General features: G+C 56.3%; 14 protein-coding genes. 1 reads left to right on the forward strand and 13 read right to left on the reverse strand.

Going from position 1 to position 15,021, the window contains the following annotated elements; translation table 11 throughout:
• Window positions 1-87: 87 nt before the first annotated feature.
• On the reverse strand, window positions 88-645 hold the full coding sequence (locus tag BMY49_RS00770; RefSeq protein WP_062360409.1) for a cytochrome b: 558 nt from the start codon (window positions 643-645) through the stop codon (window positions 88-90).
• A gap of 334 nt (window positions 646-979) precedes the next feature.
• On the opposite strand from BMY49_RS00770, the gene BMY49_RS00775 reads away from it, so the two are divergent.
• Entirely contained in the window at window positions 980-1,258 is a 279-nt protein-coding gene (locus tag BMY49_RS00775; protein WP_044628325.1) for a LolA-like protein, read from the forward strand.
• Between the two features lie 100 nt (window positions 1,259-1,358).
• Here the strand turns inward: BMY49_RS00775 and BMY49_RS00780 are convergent, their stop codons facing one another.
• The 12 genes from BMY49_RS00780 to asd form a co-directional block, all read right to left on the reverse strand.
• Window positions 1,359-2,558 (reverse strand): O-succinylhomoserine sulfhydrylase, encoded by a 1,200-nt coding sequence (locus BMY49_RS00780; protein WP_089674521.1) that lies wholly within the window; start codon window positions 2,556-2,558, stop codon window positions 1,359-1,361.
• Between the two features lie 101 nt (window positions 2,559-2,659).
• Complete coding sequence (purF, locus tag BMY49_RS00785) at window positions 2,660-4,180, reverse strand: amidophosphoribosyltransferase (RefSeq protein WP_044628327.1); 1,521 nt, start codon at window positions 4,178-4,180, stop codon at window positions 2,660-2,662.
• Window positions 4,181-4,294: 114 nt separating this feature from the next.
• Entirely contained in the window at window positions 4,295-4,873 is a 579-nt protein-coding gene (locus tag BMY49_RS00790; RefSeq protein ID WP_044628328.1) for a CvpA family protein, read from the reverse strand.
• A 2-nt stretch (window positions 4,874-4,875) separates the two neighbouring features.
• On the reverse strand, window positions 4,876-5,571 hold the full coding sequence (locus BMY49_RS00795) for an SPOR domain-containing protein (RefSeq protein WP_054640834.1): 696 nt from the start codon (window positions 5,569-5,571) through the stop codon (window positions 4,876-4,878).
• 17 nt (window positions 5,572-5,588) lie between these two features.
• Window positions 5,589-6,896: a bifunctional tetrahydrofolate synthase/dihydrofolate synthase gene (gene folC, locus BMY49_RS00800; RefSeq protein WP_244154873.1), complete on the reverse strand. Its 1,308-nt coding sequence runs from the start codon at window positions 6,894-6,896 to the stop codon at window positions 5,589-5,591.
• Window positions 6,874-7,872: an acetyl-CoA carboxylase, carboxyltransferase subunit beta gene (gene accD / locus BMY49_RS00805; protein ID WP_044628331.1), complete on the reverse strand. Its 999-nt coding sequence runs from the start codon at window positions 7,870-7,872 to the stop codon at window positions 6,874-6,876. Before accD ends, folC begins: the two co-directional genes overlap by 23 nt.
• 92 nt (window positions 7,873-7,964) lie before the next feature.
• On the reverse strand, window positions 7,965-8,768 hold the full coding sequence (gene trpA, locus BMY49_RS00810) for a tryptophan synthase subunit alpha (RefSeq protein WP_054640833.1): 804 nt from the start codon (window positions 8,766-8,768) through the stop codon (window positions 7,965-7,967).
• An 8-nt stretch (window positions 8,769-8,776) separates the two neighbouring features.
• Window positions 8,777-10,015: a tryptophan synthase subunit beta gene (gene trpB / locus BMY49_RS00815; RefSeq protein ID WP_054644957.1), complete on the reverse strand. Its 1,239-nt coding sequence runs from the start codon at window positions 10,013-10,015 to the stop codon at window positions 8,777-8,779.
• Between the two features lie 109 nt (window positions 10,016-10,124).
• Window positions 10,125-10,760, reverse strand: coding sequence for a phosphoribosylanthranilate isomerase (locus tag BMY49_RS00820; protein WP_089674525.1), 636 nt, complete (start codon window positions 10,758-10,760; stop codon window positions 10,125-10,127).
• A complete protein-coding gene (truA, locus tag BMY49_RS00825) occupies window positions 10,757-11,695 on the reverse strand; it encodes a tRNA pseudouridine(38-40) synthase TruA (RefSeq protein WP_089674527.1) in 939 nt (312 codons plus the stop codon). The genes BMY49_RS00820 and truA overlap by 4 nt, the downstream gene beginning before the upstream one ends.
• Before the next feature lie 30 nt (window positions 11,696-11,725).
• Window positions 11,726-13,639: a FimV/HubP family polar landmark protein gene (locus tag BMY49_RS00830; RefSeq protein ID WP_089674529.1), complete on the reverse strand. Its 1,914-nt coding sequence runs from the start codon at window positions 13,637-13,639 to the stop codon at window positions 11,726-11,728.
• A gap of 231 nt (window positions 13,640-13,870) precedes the next feature.
• Window positions 13,871-14,983 (reverse strand): aspartate-semialdehyde dehydrogenase, encoded by a 1,113-nt coding sequence (asd, locus tag BMY49_RS00835; RefSeq protein ID WP_062375079.1) that lies wholly within the window; start codon window positions 14,981-14,983, stop codon window positions 13,871-13,873.
• Between the last annotated feature and the right edge of the window lie 38 nt (window positions 14,984-15,021).

Genomic DNA, 15,021 nt, shown 5'->3' on the forward strand with positions numbered 1-15,021 from the left:
TATTTCCATCTCCTTTCTTTCCTTTATGGGCACTGTCGGCATTGCCTCTACCTTACCCGACAGCGTTCAAAAATTGTCACCCAGCAATCAGAGGCTGGTTCGGCTATAGCGGGGGTTTACCATCCGACTCAGCGTTGTATGACGATACCGGTAGTGATGTACTAACGCTGCCAGGGCATGACCACCCGCCAACAGCATTAGCGCAATCGCGCTATACCAATGAACCTCCCCCGCAAGGCTTGCCTGATTCGGCAGATCGTACAGCACCGCAGGAATCTCAAACCATCCAAACACGCTAATACCGCGGCCATTCGCTGTGGAAATCAAATAGCCACTGGTCAGCACAAGCAGTAATAGTACATAAAGCGCTATATGGCCCAGGTGAGCAGCAGCTTGCTCTAAGCGGCTGCCTTCTCCCGCAGGCGTGGGCTGAGCAAAACGCCATATTAAGCGGCCTACGGTCGCCAGTAGTAACAAAATACCTATCGAGCGATGAACCCAGGGGCCTTGGTTATACCAAGGATCGTAATAACCCAATCCGGTCATCCACCAGCCCAAAATAAACAACCCAATGATCGCCAGGGCACTGAGCCAGTGAAAAAGAATACTAATGACACCCCAACCGCTGCGTGTGTTCCGCAACATCCTTGATTCCCCATATAAAACTGCCCGCAAGGGTCTGCCCGCTCGTTTCGTAATGAGCATACCGTTTCACCGGCAAAAACTCTGCTGAAAAAAGCAGAATACATCGTTCGTAAAAACCATTGGTTATGTCGCTAATGACTCTGATGCTTCTTCACAAATTCTCCACGACATGTTCCAAGCCTAGCATCTTAGACGAAAGTTTAAAAAATCGAACAAACCCAGCAATTTTAATCAATTTTACTATTTGTTTAGCGCACTTATTATTAGCGCACTTTCTGACACGACACATCACAACGCTTTTAAACGAATCCACTATCTATAGAGAGTATGACCCATGAAAAAATTGACCCTTATTTCCGCTATCGCCCTAACATTGACCTCTACAGCGGCTCTAGCCGAACAAGGCTCTGCTGAGCTCAATGAAATCGTTCAGGCCAGCTCTTCTGTGAACCACAGCACAGAAAGCTTAAACCTGACGCCCGCTGATCTGACGCGTGTAAACGGTGATGCTGCTAAAAACACCGTTATCGAGCCTAGCTCTGAAGCGCGTCACTCAAACAGCAACAATGACCAGATTGCGCAGTCTGACCTGCCGCATCGCAACGCCTCCTAAGACAGGTAAGCGCTGCTGTCCAACGCAGAAACGCTTAGCTCCTTAGATGACAAAAACCCACCTCACGGTGGGTTTTTTATTTAGCTTGAACCAATGTTCCTTACTGGGCGGCTAGTACATCTAGGCCTCGTGCCAAGTCACGCTGAATATCTTCCTGACTTTCAAGCCCAACGGCCACACGAACCAAGCCCGGCGAAATGCCTGCCGCCGCTTTCTGTGCGTCCGAGAGACGGCCATGCGTGGTGGTTGCCGGATGAGTAATAGTGGTTTTTACATCACCTAAGTTCCCGGTAATGGAAAGCATCCGCGTGGCATCAATGACCTGCCAAGCGCCCTCTTGCCCACCTTTCACCTCAAAACCGAGCACCGCACCAAAGCCCTGCTGCTGCTGTTTCGCTAACACATGTTGAGGATGTGCTTCCAGCCCGCTGTAGTAGACGCGATTGACGGCCGGATGCTGATCTAGCCAGAGCGCCAGTGCCAGTGCGTTTTCACAGTGCGCTTTCATACGCAGTGAGAGGGTTTCCAAGCCTTTGGTGAAAATCCACGCATTAAACGGGCTCATGCAAGGTCCACAGGTGCGCACGACACCAAAAACTTCTTCCATCACGTCATGCTTGCCTACCACGGCTCCGCCTACTGCGCGTCCCTGACCATCCAGATATTTCGTGGCAGAGTGAATGACCAAGTCCGCACCTAGCGCGATAGGCTTTTGCAGTGCGGGGGTCAAAAAGCAGTTATCAATGGCGAGCAGTGCACCGCTACGCTTGGCGAGCGCCGCCAGCGCAGGGATATCCGCCACTTCGGAAAGCGGGTTTGAAGGCGTTTCAGCAAACAGCAGCTTAGTCTTAGGGCTGATCGTCTCTTCCCACGCGGCCAAGTTGGAAAGCTCCACATAGCGCGTTGTGATACCGAACTTGCCCAGATACTTATCAAACAGGCTGACCGTGGAGCCAAATAGCGAACGAGACGCCACAATCTCATCGCCTGCTGAAAGCAGTGCCAGCGCCGTTGAGAGAATGGCTGACATGCCAGAGCTAGTCGCCACGCAGCGTTCACCACCTTCAAGCGCCGCTAGACGGCGCTCGAAAGTATGTACGGTAGGGTTCGTAAAGCGCGAGTAAACATTGCCTGGCTCTTTACCACCAAACTTGCGTGCCGCCTCGGCAGCACTCTCGTACACAAAGCTTGATGTGGGAAAAATGGGTTCCGAGTGCTCCTGCTCAAACGTGCGGTGGTGGCCCGCGCGAATAGCAAGCGTCTCAAGCGACCACTCATCCTGATGGCTATCTTCGTGCATGGCAGAGCCCCTTATTCCAAACGCGATTTCAAAATGCTAATTATTGCACCACATACACATTTCTCCTGCGGGCCACTTGGGCACCGCAGGTAGCGTGACACTTAATCGTCCAGATCGTCGTCTTGATTATGCATATCGACCAGCGCGTGGTCACCCGCGCTCTGATCTTTTACTGCATCGTTACGGCTGGCTTCCAAGACGGCCAAATACGCATCGTCAATGTCGCCAGTGACGTAGTTACCGTCAAATACTGAACAGTCGAAGGCTTCCATGTCAGGATTTACTTCGCGGCAGGCGTCTTTTAGATCTTCCAGATCCTGATAGAAGATGCGGTCGGCACCGATCAGCTGCCCAACTTCCTCTTCAGTACGACCATGGGCGATCAGCTCAGACGCCGCAGGCATATCAATCCCATAAACGTTGGGGTAGCGAACGGGCGGCGCGGCAGAGGCAAAGTAAACCTTACGCGCACCAGCATCTCGCGCCATCTGAATAATCTGTTTGCAGGTGGTACCTCGTACGATGGAGTCATCCACTAGCAGTACATTCTTGCCTTTGAACTCCACATCAATGGCGTTCAGCTTTTGGCGTACCGATTTTTTACGCTGGGTTTGACCCGGCATAATAAAGGTACGGCCAATGTAGCGGTTCTTCATAAAGCCTTCGCGGTAGGTCACGCCGAGATGCTGAGCCATCTCTAGAGCGGAAGTACGCGAGGTATCGGGAATTGGAATAACCACATCGATATCGTGATCCGGCCACTCGCTCAAGATGCGATCACCCAGCTTACGACCCATCTGCATCCGCGTGCCGTAAACGTAAGCACCGTCCAGGATAGAGTCAGGACGCGCCAGATAAACATGCTCAAAAATGCACGAGCGTAGCTGTGGGCGATCTGCACATACCTGGGTGTGTACTTGCCCCTGCATATCAACAAAAATCGCTTCGCCGGGGCCAAGGTCGCGTTCCAGCTCGAAGCCCCCCACGTCCAGCGCCACCGACTCAGAGGCAATCATCACCTCTTGGCCATCAGCATCCTGACGGGTACCAAACACCACCGGACGAATGCCGTGGGGGTCACGGAACGCCACCATACCAAACCCATTAATAATCGCGACCGCCGCGTAGCCGCCTTTGCAGCGCCGGTGCACTCTACGAACCGCATCGAAAATATCCTCAGCTTCTAGATGCAGCCCCTGCTTGCCCAATTCATGGGCGAACACATTCAGCAGCACTTCCGAGTCAGAGCTGGTATTGATGTGGCGAAGATCCGTGGAGAACAGCTCCTGCTTCAACTGCTCTGAGTTGGTCAGGTTACCGTTGTGGGCCAGCGCAATGCCGTAAGGAGAGTTAACGTAGAAAGGCTGTGATTCTGCCTCACTGGAGGAGCCAGCTGTCGGATAGCGAACATGACCAATGCCCAGGTTGCCTTTCAGGCGTGCCATGTGGCGAGTATGGAAGACGTCACGAACTAAGCCGTTACTCTTGCGCAGTAGGAAGCGCCCCTCGTTCCAAGTCATCATTCCGGCAGCGTCTTGGCCCCGATGCTGAAGTACGGTCAGGGCATCGTAGATTCCCTGATTTACTGCCTGCTTGGCCAGAAGGCCCACTATACCGCACATTCCAGTTACCTCGCTTTAATACCATGGCTTACTGACGCAAGCCCGTACGTTCATCAAACTGACAAGCACTGGCGCTGGAAGCAGCACCAGCGGAGAATTTTCTGGCAGTTCCCGTTACTCAACCTCAGGGGCGCTGCTGGAGGGTAGCGTCGGCTGTGGGCGACGCAGTTCAGGTAGCGAAATATCGCGCAGCGACTCAGGCGGTGTCGGCAGCTCCCGCTCCCATTGGTCTAGCTGGCTGACCGCCCAATCGCGAAGCTCAATAAAGGTTGGCCGTAACGATGCTTGCTGCCAAGCCTGGAGCTCAGCCAGCGGCGTTAGGGTAATCAACACCGTAGCCACTAGCAGAATCACCGCCCCGCGGGCTATCCCAAAGGCAGCACCTGCAAATCGATTCAACAACCCCATGCCAACCCATTCAACGGCCGCATGCACCACGCGAATAACAATGCCACATAACAGAATGACGGCAAAAATCACCAGAGCAAATGCCAGCACTAAGCGTGCATCAAAGCTCTCAATAAAGCCGCTCATTAACTCTGCAACGGGCTCCGCCAAAACACGTGCGACCATTAACGCAACGACCCAAGCAGCTAAGCCAAGCGACTCGCGCACGAAACCGCGCACAAAGCCCGCCAGCATCGAAAGCCCAAGAACGGCTAAAAACAGCGCATCAATCCAGGTCAATGCCATCGTTAATCTCTTACTCGAACAAGCAGACCCTGCACATTAATACGCTGTTTGATAAGCGCCATCGCTGCCTCACCATCCTCAGACGTGGCGTAAGGGCCTACTAATACAGTAGTCAGATTGTTATCACGGGCGCGCTGAAACACGCTAAAACCTTCACCGCTTAGCTGGTCGCTAATACGCTGGGCGTTGGCGGTATCACCAAAGCTGCCCACCTGGACTGCCCACTCACCCTGCTGCTGAGCAGAGGGTGCTACGGAGGCACTGCTATTACGGCTCTCATTCGCTGCGACCAGCGCGGCAATGGGGTCTTCTTGCGGCGGAGAATCCGGTTCACGGCTGGGCTGCGAAGGCGCTTGTTGGCTAGGCTCGGCAGCAGCGGTTTGCGACGATGAACCTTCATCAGAACTAGAGCTCGCTACTTGATCTGTTTGTGGCGCTCGAGGTATTTCCTCTATCGGCTCATCCAGCGCTTCATCGGTAAGGACAGGTGACGACGGTGCAGGTGTATCAATGGTGTCAGGCATGTCAGGCACGGGCACATCTTGACGCTCCACATCCACAGGCTGTTCGATTACAAAGGTGGGCTGAGGGCGCTCTTCCCGAGGTGCGGGGTCGCTCATCAACCAAGGGACAACGATGGCCAGTAGCGCCAGCAGTATCACGATGCCACTAATGCGTTCCGTTTTACCGTATTTCATATCCCTCTCCATCAAGCTTAGCGTGCCCGCGGCGTTGCTTGCGGCAGTGGCATGGCCAGTAACTCAGCTACCGTGAAGAATGAGCCGGTGGCCAGCACGCGGTCCTCTGGGGCTAGCTGCTTGGCAAGCTTGGCAGCCCCCGCTGCGGGGGAGTCGGCGCAATAATACACGTGTCCGCCCAGCGACGTAATACGTTTGGCTAACTCGTCTGCAGAACGGCCACGCTCACCTTCAAGGGTAACGCACACCCAGTCCGTGATACTTGGCAAAAGCGCCTGAATCACACCGTCGGCATCTTTGTCGTTAAGCATACCAATCAACGCCCACTGACGACCCCCTTTTGGTGGTGCTGGCAAACGGCGGGCCACGTAGTGTGCCGCATGAGGGTTATGCCCTACGTCCAAACACCACTGCCCTACCCACTGCATTCGCCCGGAGAGCGTTACCGTACGCAGCGCTTTGCGCACCGTGTTTAACTGCAAAGTGACACCCGCTAAGGCCAGCGCTTGAAGCGCCGTGGCGGCATTATCAATTGGCAATCCAGGGTCTGGTAAACCATCCAGCGAAAGTGTACTGCCATCGGCAGTAAGGCCATGCCAGCACCAGGGGTTGCCTACCGTCTCACCAGCGCTATGACTGAAGGCGGTGCCTAGTGCGTAGCTATGGGCCGCTATCGCTATTGCTGATTCCAACACGCTTGGCGGAAGCGACTGGCTACCTAGCACAGCGGGTTTTAGCGGGCGAAAAATACCCGCCTTTTCTCGCCCGATCTGTTCAAGATCGTTGCCTAGAAAATTCGCGTGATCAAGCGCAATCGTGGTCACGATAGCCACATCCGCGTCAATAATATTCACCGCGTCTAAACGGCCGCCCAGCCCCACTTCCAGAATCGCAATATCCAATGTGGCATTAGCCAAGCACCACAGCGCACACAGCGTGCCAGCTTCGAAATACGTGAGGCTAATTGAAGGCTCTTGTAAACGGGCGCTTTCTACTTGCTGAAAGCCTTCCACCAAACGCTGGTCGCTGGCTTCCCGGCCATCTACCGTCACGCGTTCGTTGTAACGCAGCAAGTGCGGAGAGGTATAAGTACCCGCCCGCAACCCGTGGGCACGAGCGACGGCATCTATCATGGCAAGGGTAGACCCCTTGCCATTGGTACCTGCTACCGTGATGACCTGTTTCGCGATGGGGCGCTCTAGCAACCCCATACGCTTGGCCACCAGAGAAACACGCTCCAGCCCCATATCGATCCCTACGGGATGCAGGGTTTCAAGGTGGTGAAGCCACTCGGCTAAGGTGTTAGGCATTGCGTGAAGCGTCATCGCTCGTCGCGTGACGAGAATCGGCTTGAGCAGATGTCTCTGCCGCTTCCGCTAGCTGCTCTTCATTGGCCACCGGCTCAACCACCTCAGCTTCGGGCAGATCACCTTCAGCCGGGTTAGCACTTTGATGTGTCAGCTTACGCAGCACGCCACCCACGCGGGCACGCATATCGTGGCGGTGAACAATCATGTCCACCGTGCCGTGCTCTAGCAGGAACTCACTGCGCTGGAAACCTTCCGGCAGCGTTTCACGCACGGTTTGCTCAATAACACGGGGGCCAGCAAAACCAATTAGCGCGTTGGGCTCGGCAATATTTAGGTCGCCCAACATCGCCAAGGAAGCCGAAACACCACCAAACACGGGGTCAGTCAGCACCGAAATATAGGGCACGCCCGCCTGCTTGAGTTTCTCAAGGGCCGCTGAGGTTTTCGCCATCTGCATCAGCGAGAACAGCGCTTCCTGCATACGCGCACCACCCGAGGCAGCAAAGCAGACCAACGGAATGCCCTCTTCCAGAGCGATGGTGGCGGCACGTACAAATTTCTCACCCACCACAGCGCCCATAGAACCACCCATAAAGGTGAACTCAAACGCCACAGCAACGATCGGCAGGCCATCCAGCTCGCCGCGCATCGCCACCAGCGCGTCTTTCTCGCCAGTCTCTTTTTGCGCTGCGGTCAGGCGGTCTTTGTACTTCTTGGAGTCGCGGAATTTGAGGCGATCATTCGGCTCAATCTCTGCCGCGATCTCTTCGCGCCCCTGTTTATCCAGGAACCAGTCCAAGCGTTTGCGCGCCGTTAAGCGTAAATGATGCTCACACTTGGGGCATACGCTGTGATGTTTCTCTAATTCAGGCAGGTAGAGAACGGCTTCACACTTGGGACATTTACGCCAGAGACCATCGGGCACGCTGGCACGACGGTCTTTACGCTGGATACGCCCCATGGAGGGCACGATCTTGTCTAACCAGCTCATATCAAAAAGGCTTCCGTGTACGTCAAGGCTTGGCAGCGCCAAGCCTGATGAGTGTCGTCAATCAATTCAGTGTAGACGATGAGGGAACGCGCTTAGGCGTCCATCGCGGTGCGCATTTCTGCCAGCACGCTTTTTAACTGCCCGGCGATCGTTTCAGGCGCATCGACGCTATCGGCAATACGGTTAACCAGTGCACTGCCCACAATCACGCCGTCGGCAACTTTTGCCACTTCGGCAGCCGTCACACCATCGCGAATACCAAAACCAACGCAAAGCGGTAAATCGGTCATATCACGCAGTGGCGCAAGGTGCTCGGCAACGTCTTCAGCGTTCAGCGTTGCCGCACCGGTGACACCTTTTAGCGAAACATAGTAAAGGTAGCCCTCACCGTGGGCGCATATTGTAGCGGCACGGGCATGGGAAGTGGTAGGCGCAACGAGGAAAATCGCTGCCAAGCCACGTGCCTTCAGCAGCGGGCCGAACTCATCGGCTTCTTCTGGTGGCATATCAACTACCAGCACACCATCCACCCCAACACTCGCGGCTTTATCGGCAAACACCTCGTAGCCGATGCGCTCGATAGGGTTGAGATAGCCCATCAAGACGATGGGGGTGGTGGTATCGGTTTGGCGAAACTCGGCCACCATTTCCAGCAGATCCACCAGCCGGGTGCCCTGCTTCAGCGCCCGCTCACAGGCTTTCTGGATCACCGGGCCATCGGCCATGGGATCTGAAAACGGCACGCCAAGCTCAATCACATCAGCGCCCGCGTCTACCAAGGCATGCATAAAGCCAACGGTATACTGCGGTGCCGGGTCGCCTGCGGTGATGTAAGGGATCAGGGCTTTACGCCCCTGCTGCTTTAACTCTGAAAAACGCTGGTCAATACGATTCATGCTAGCCCTTAAAACTCGATGCCGTCGATTTTCGCAACGGTCATGATGTCTTTATCACCACGACCCGAGAGGTTCACCACAATATGCTGATCCGGGCGCATGGTGGGAGCCAGCACCTTGGCATGGGCCAACGCATGGGCAGACTCCAAAGCGGGCATAATGCCCTCCATGTGGGTCAGCTCACGGAAAGCTTCCAGCACCTCTTTATCGTTCGCGGCTACATAGTTAACCCGGCCCACGTCTTTCCACAGCGCGTGTTCGGGGCCAACGCCGGGGTAATCCAGGCCTGCAGAAATCGAGTGCGTATCCGACACCTGCCCCGCCTCATCCGACATCAGGTAAGTTCGGTTGCCGTGCAGCACGCCACGCGGCGCGTTAGATGAGAGCGGTGCGGCGTGACGGCCTGTCTCTACCCCGTCACCACCGGCTTCTACGCCGTACATGGCCACTGCATCATCCTCTACAAACGGATAGAAGAGACCCAGCGCGTTGGAGCCACCGCCCACGCAGGCGACCAGCGCATCGGGTAAACGGCCGATTTGCTCTAGTGACTGGCGACGGGCTTCGCGGCCCACCACGGCATTGAAATCACGCACCAGCTGCGGATATGGGTGCGGGCCCGCCACGGTACCGATGATATAGAAGGTATTATCCACGTTCGTTACCCAATCGCGCAGGGCTTCGTTCATGGCGTCTTTAAGTGTACGGGTGCCAGACTCCACCGGGATGACACGGGCACCCAACAGACGCATGCGGTAAACGTTGAGCTTCTGGCGCTGCACATCGGCAGCCCCCATATAGACATCGCACTCAAGGCCCAAGCGGGCGGCTACGGTGGCCGTGGCAACGCCGTGCTGGCCAGCACCGGTTTCAGCAATCACGCGCGGCTTGCCGGTCTTTTTCGCCAACAGCGCCTGACCAATGGTGTTATTAACCTTATGAGCGCCCGTGTGGTTGAGGTCTTCCCGCTTCAGCCAGATTTGCGCGCCGCCTAACGACTCCGACCAGCGCTTTGCATGATAAAGCGGAGATGGACGGCCCACGTAGTGAGCCAAGTCACGATCAAACTCGGCCTGAAAATCCGGATCATCACGCAAACTCAGATAAATCTGCTCCAACTCTTCCAGGGCAAAGCTTAAGGTTTCTGACACAAACCGGCCGCCGTAGGGGCCAAAATGACCACGGGCATCCGGCATTCGGGTCAGGTCGCTGAACTTGGTTTCAGTTGCTGAGACAGTCACAGGCATACCTCACAAGATCGCCAGAAAAGGCAAAAATGAATGAACAAACGTCTAGCGCGCCCACGTTCGCGGTGAGCCACGCATCGTAATTCTGAGTGCACGCAGGTGGTAACGCTTAATGCGTATTGGCCTGCGCCACATGACGAACAAAAGCGGCCATTAACTCGGCCTCTTTAACACCGGGGGATGCCTCAATACCGCCTGAAACATCAACCGCATACGGCGCTACCTGAGTCACCGCGGCGGCAATATTATTGGCTGTTAGCCCACCCGCGAGGATAACAGGTTTTTCCAAGGTTGCGGGGATTCTAGACCAATCAAAAGTCTCGCCAGTTCCACCCGGCACGCCCGGACGGTAGGCATCTAACAGCAGCGCTTGCGCCGCCGCGTACTCTTTTGCCGCCTCGTGTAGGTCGATGTCATCACGCATGCGCAGCGCTTTAATCCAGGGTCGCCCAAACTGTTGGCAAAACGCCGCCGACTCATCGCCGTGGAACTGAATAAGATCTAAATGCGGCAGACACTGCTCAATCAGCTCGGTAGGCTGGTTCACAAATAGCCCCACGCGGGTCACAAACGCAGGCACCTGTGCGGCAAGTACCCGCAGGGCCTCAGGGGTAATGCTGCGGCTACTTTTCGGCCACATCACAAAACCTAGCGCATCGACACCCAATGCCACCGCTTTGGCAATATCTTCCGGGCGAGTGAGCCCACAAAATTTGATACGCGTGCGTGTCATCAGCTGGCTCATGAGGAAGTCTCCTGCTGCTCAGGTTTCGCTTGCTTGGAGAACGTCAGCCGCCGCCTTGCGGCCACCCGAGGGCTTTCCGGCAATACGCGCTCTCCGGTCCACTCCCCAGTAAAGGCGAGTAGATTCGGGCCTAGCGGCTCTTTGGGTAGCTCGAAACGCTCATCGTAGATGGAGTCGACGAAATGCAGGCCGCAGGCAGGCGCCGTGACATCGCCCTTCTGGCGATTTTTCATCGCCAGAAGGCGCTCAATATGCCCTTCGTCCTGCGCCCCCCGGCCAACGCTGGCCAGCGCTCCGGCAATGTTACGGATCATGTGATGCAGGAAGGCATTACCTTGGATATCGATCACCACCAGCGGGCCGTAACGCTTCACTTCGACGAAGTGCATCTGGCGCCAGGGGGTTTTCGACTGACAACCGGCGGCACGAAAACTACTGAAGTCATGCTCACCAACCAACGCCTGGGCAGCACGATGCATGGCATCGGCATCCAGCGGGTCGCGACACCAGGTGACGTTGTGGCGCTCCATGACCGGGCGGCTGATCTGATTCAGAAAGATATAGCGGTAACGGCGCGCCAGCGCGCCAAGGCGCGAATGAAAGTCGTCGGACACCGGCTTCACCCAACGCACTGCCACGTCTCGGGGCAGATTGGTATTCGCGCCAAAGATCCAGGCCTTTTCGGTGCGCTGTACCGGCGGGTCGAAGTGAATCACTTGGCGCGTGGCGTGTACGCCTGAATCTGTGCGCCCACTGGCATGGATACGCACCGGCGCGCCAGCCACCTTGGCTAACGCATCCTCGATGGCCTGCTGGACAGAGGCCGCATGCTTTAAACGCTGGAAGCCGCAAAAGCGTGAGCCATCGTACTCAACGCCCATCGCCAAACGGCCAGCCAGCGGTTGTGTCTCATCAAAGTGGTAGAACAGCGTCATCGAGCCACGTCATTTAGAGGATTTTGAAGGTTAGCTATTATCCCGACGTCGCGGCTCGAATGCCACCTCTTCGATTTCCCACTCCTCTTCGGGCACTCGCCGCGTGTGATTCGCGCTCTTAGACGGGGTTGTCGTGCCACTGTTCAGCCCATCGTTATACGCGCCCTCCTCACCCATTTCCTCTTGTTTTAGCGATGGGGGGTTATAGTCAATGTAGTAATCCAGGGGCTGAGAGCGCTGATCCTCATCAGGCGGCGACATCTCGTCCTCCACGCCCTCCTTCGGGCTTTCCTGCTCATCGGCATGGGATAAATCATCGAGCGCACTGGTTTCCTGTTTCGCCGTCGAAGGCGCTAGCGATACCTGATCTTGGCTATCCGGTTTATGCTGCTGACGCTGTGCCGCTAATCCCGATGCTTGGCTGCGTGTAAACACGTCATCGTCGTCCGCTTCCCACTCTTTTGGTGCTTCGCTGTCACTAACCGTTGGCGGCTCCTCATTTGGCGCAGCCATGCCGGGCTTCATTACCGGCGCCTCATCAAACGCTGCGGTCTCCAGCTCTGGCTCAGCAGCCTGTGATTCAAAAGGGGCAGCATGGGCAGGCTCCGCGACATGCGGCTCCGTGCGCCCTGAGGCTGTCGCAGCAGACGCCGGCGGAGGCGTTACGGAACATTCGGTTACCGGTGCATCTTCCCACTGACGCTCTCGGCGCTTGCGCGACCAGACTAACCCTGCCAACAACAGCACGAGGGCAGCACTGGCTAGCGGCCACCGATACTCAGCCAGCGGCGCTAACACACTGCCCTGATTGGCAGTAGGTTCAGGTGAAGCGCCCTGGCCTTGCTCACGCCCTGCACCTACCGAAAGCCCCGTTGCGACGGCATTAGCCGCGCGGCTCTCCTGCTGAGAGGCATTCAGCGCCTCGGTTAACGCAGCAACCTCCTGGCGTAGCTCAGCCAGCTCTATACGCAGCTGGGCTCGCTCTTCAAGCACTTGTTGGAGCATGGCTTGGCTTTCGGCCAGCTGCTCTATGACGTCATCTAAAGTAAGGCCAGCCAGCGCACTTTCAGGATTTTGCGCCTGCTCAGCGTCAAGTGGCTCTGCCACTGACTCCGCGACAGAAGCGCTATCACCAGTGGCCTGACCCGGCTCTTCCTGCGGGATTTCTGCCGCCGCTTCGGCAGGCGGCGATTGACTTGTCCGCCGCATTGCTTGTACCGCACGCGCTGCCTCACCGGGAGAGCGCGCCATCACCTGCTCCCGGCTCGGCACCGCCAACGTTTGGCCAGCACGCAGGCTATTGATATTGCCAGAGGGAAAAACGCTCGGATTTGCATCCACCAGCGCCACTATCATCTGCTGTACGCTAGCATTATCGGGCTTAATCCGGTCGGCCACACTCCACAGCGTATCGCCACTTGCCACATAAGCGGTGTTATTCGCTGTGGAAGTGCTACCGCCGTTTGGCACGCCAGGGGCTGCAGAAGCGGCAGACTGGCGATTGGGTAGAGCAATTTTCTGCTGCTCATGCGATGGACTGCGTGCATTCACCATATTGGGCGGGTCAAACAGCAGCATAATCGCTTCCGTACGCCGCCCTTCAGGCGTAGTGATGGTGACCAAGAGATCCAACCATGGCTCGCTCACCGCTTGCTCAGAACGCAGCACCAACTGTGGGCCACCGGGCATATGCTGTAATTCAGCGCGCACGCTGGCGACCAGCGGCGTCCACTCTAAGCCCAGCGCGTTAAAGGCAGCTTCATTTGCTATTTCCACGCGTACATCGTCTAGCGCCACACCGGCGGCATCGACCAGCGGCACGGTGGCATCTAGCGGCGATTGCAGCGGAGAATTCACGGTGGCTTGCCCAAGCCCAACTGCTAAAGCCAACGGGCTAACAGCGCTCAGTGGCAACCACAACCACCATGCCAGCTTCTTTTTCATGTAGGGCCCCTACTGCCTGCGATTCACTGCCACGATGCAACACCTGCATTCTATTGCGACGAGATAAGGTAGTTCGTTCTTATCATAGCGTATTTATCATGCCGTTATGTTCAACGCATACATTTGCATGAATGTCATGGATTAGAAACATAAGTCACGGCAAAAAAATGGGAAGCTGCGAACAGCTTCCCACTTTTAGCTAGCGATTAAACGCCGGTGTTTCGCGACCGCTTACTGCTCACGCAGAATTTTCAGCATGCGCTTGAGCGGCTCAGCAGCACCCCACAGCAGTTGGTCGCCAACGCTGAAGGCAGAGAGGTATTCACCGCCCATTTTCAGCTTACGCAGGCGGCCTACCGGCACTTGCAGCGTGCCAGTGGCAGCTGCAGGCGTTAGGCCCGCAATGGTGGCATCTTTATCGTTGGGGATTAGCTTAACCCACTCGTTATGCTTGGCAATACGCTCTTCAATCTCATCCAGCGGCACATCTTGCTTCAGCTTGATAGTGAACGCCTGGCTGTGAGAGCGCATAGCACCGATACGTACGCAGAGGCCATCAATGGGAATCGGGTTGTTCTCAAGGCCCAGAATCTTGTTGGTCTCGACGCTACCCTTCCACTCTTCACGGCTCTGGCCGCTATCCAACTTGGTGTCGATCCACGGCAAAAGGCTGCCTGCTAACGGCGCAGCGAAGTTGTCTGTGGGGAAATCACCGCTGCGCATGGCTGCCGTCACTTTGCGGTCGATATCCAGAATGGCGCTTGCCGGGTCGGCTAGTTCGCTGGAAACGCTGTCGCGCAGCTGGCCCATCTGGTTCAGCAGTTCACGCATGTGCTTGGCACCGGAGCCAGACGCCGCCTGATAGGTCATGGAGGTCATCCACTCGACCATATCGGCCTCGAACAGGCCGCCAAGGCCCATCAGCATCAGGCTGACGGTGCAGTTGCCACCCACGAAGGTTTTGGCACCTTTCGCCAGCTGCGCATCGATGACCTTGCGGTTCACCGGGTCGAGGATGATGGTGGCTTCGTCTTCCATCCGCAGGGTGCTGGCGGCATCGATCCAGTAGCCTTGCCAACCGCCGCTGCGCAGGTCGCCGTAGACCTTCTGGGTGTAGTCACCGCCCTGACAGGTGATGATCACGTCCAGCGCTTTCAGGTCATCCAGTGCAAACGCATCTTTCAGCGGAGGCACGTCCACGCCGATGTCGGGGCCGGGCTGGCCAACTTGAGAAGTGGTGAAAAAGATCGGCTCAATGCCGTTAAAATCACCATCTTCCTGCATGCGCTGCATCAGCACCGAGCCAACCATGCCACGCCATCCCACGAAACCGACTTTCAACATGTGAAGTCCTCCAACTAAGAATGAGACCTATATTATAC

The organism is Vreelandella aquamarina (assembly GCF_900110265.1).
Taxonomy (GTDB): Bacteria; Pseudomonadota; Gammaproteobacteria; order Pseudomonadales; family Halomonadaceae; genus Vreelandella; species Vreelandella aquamarina.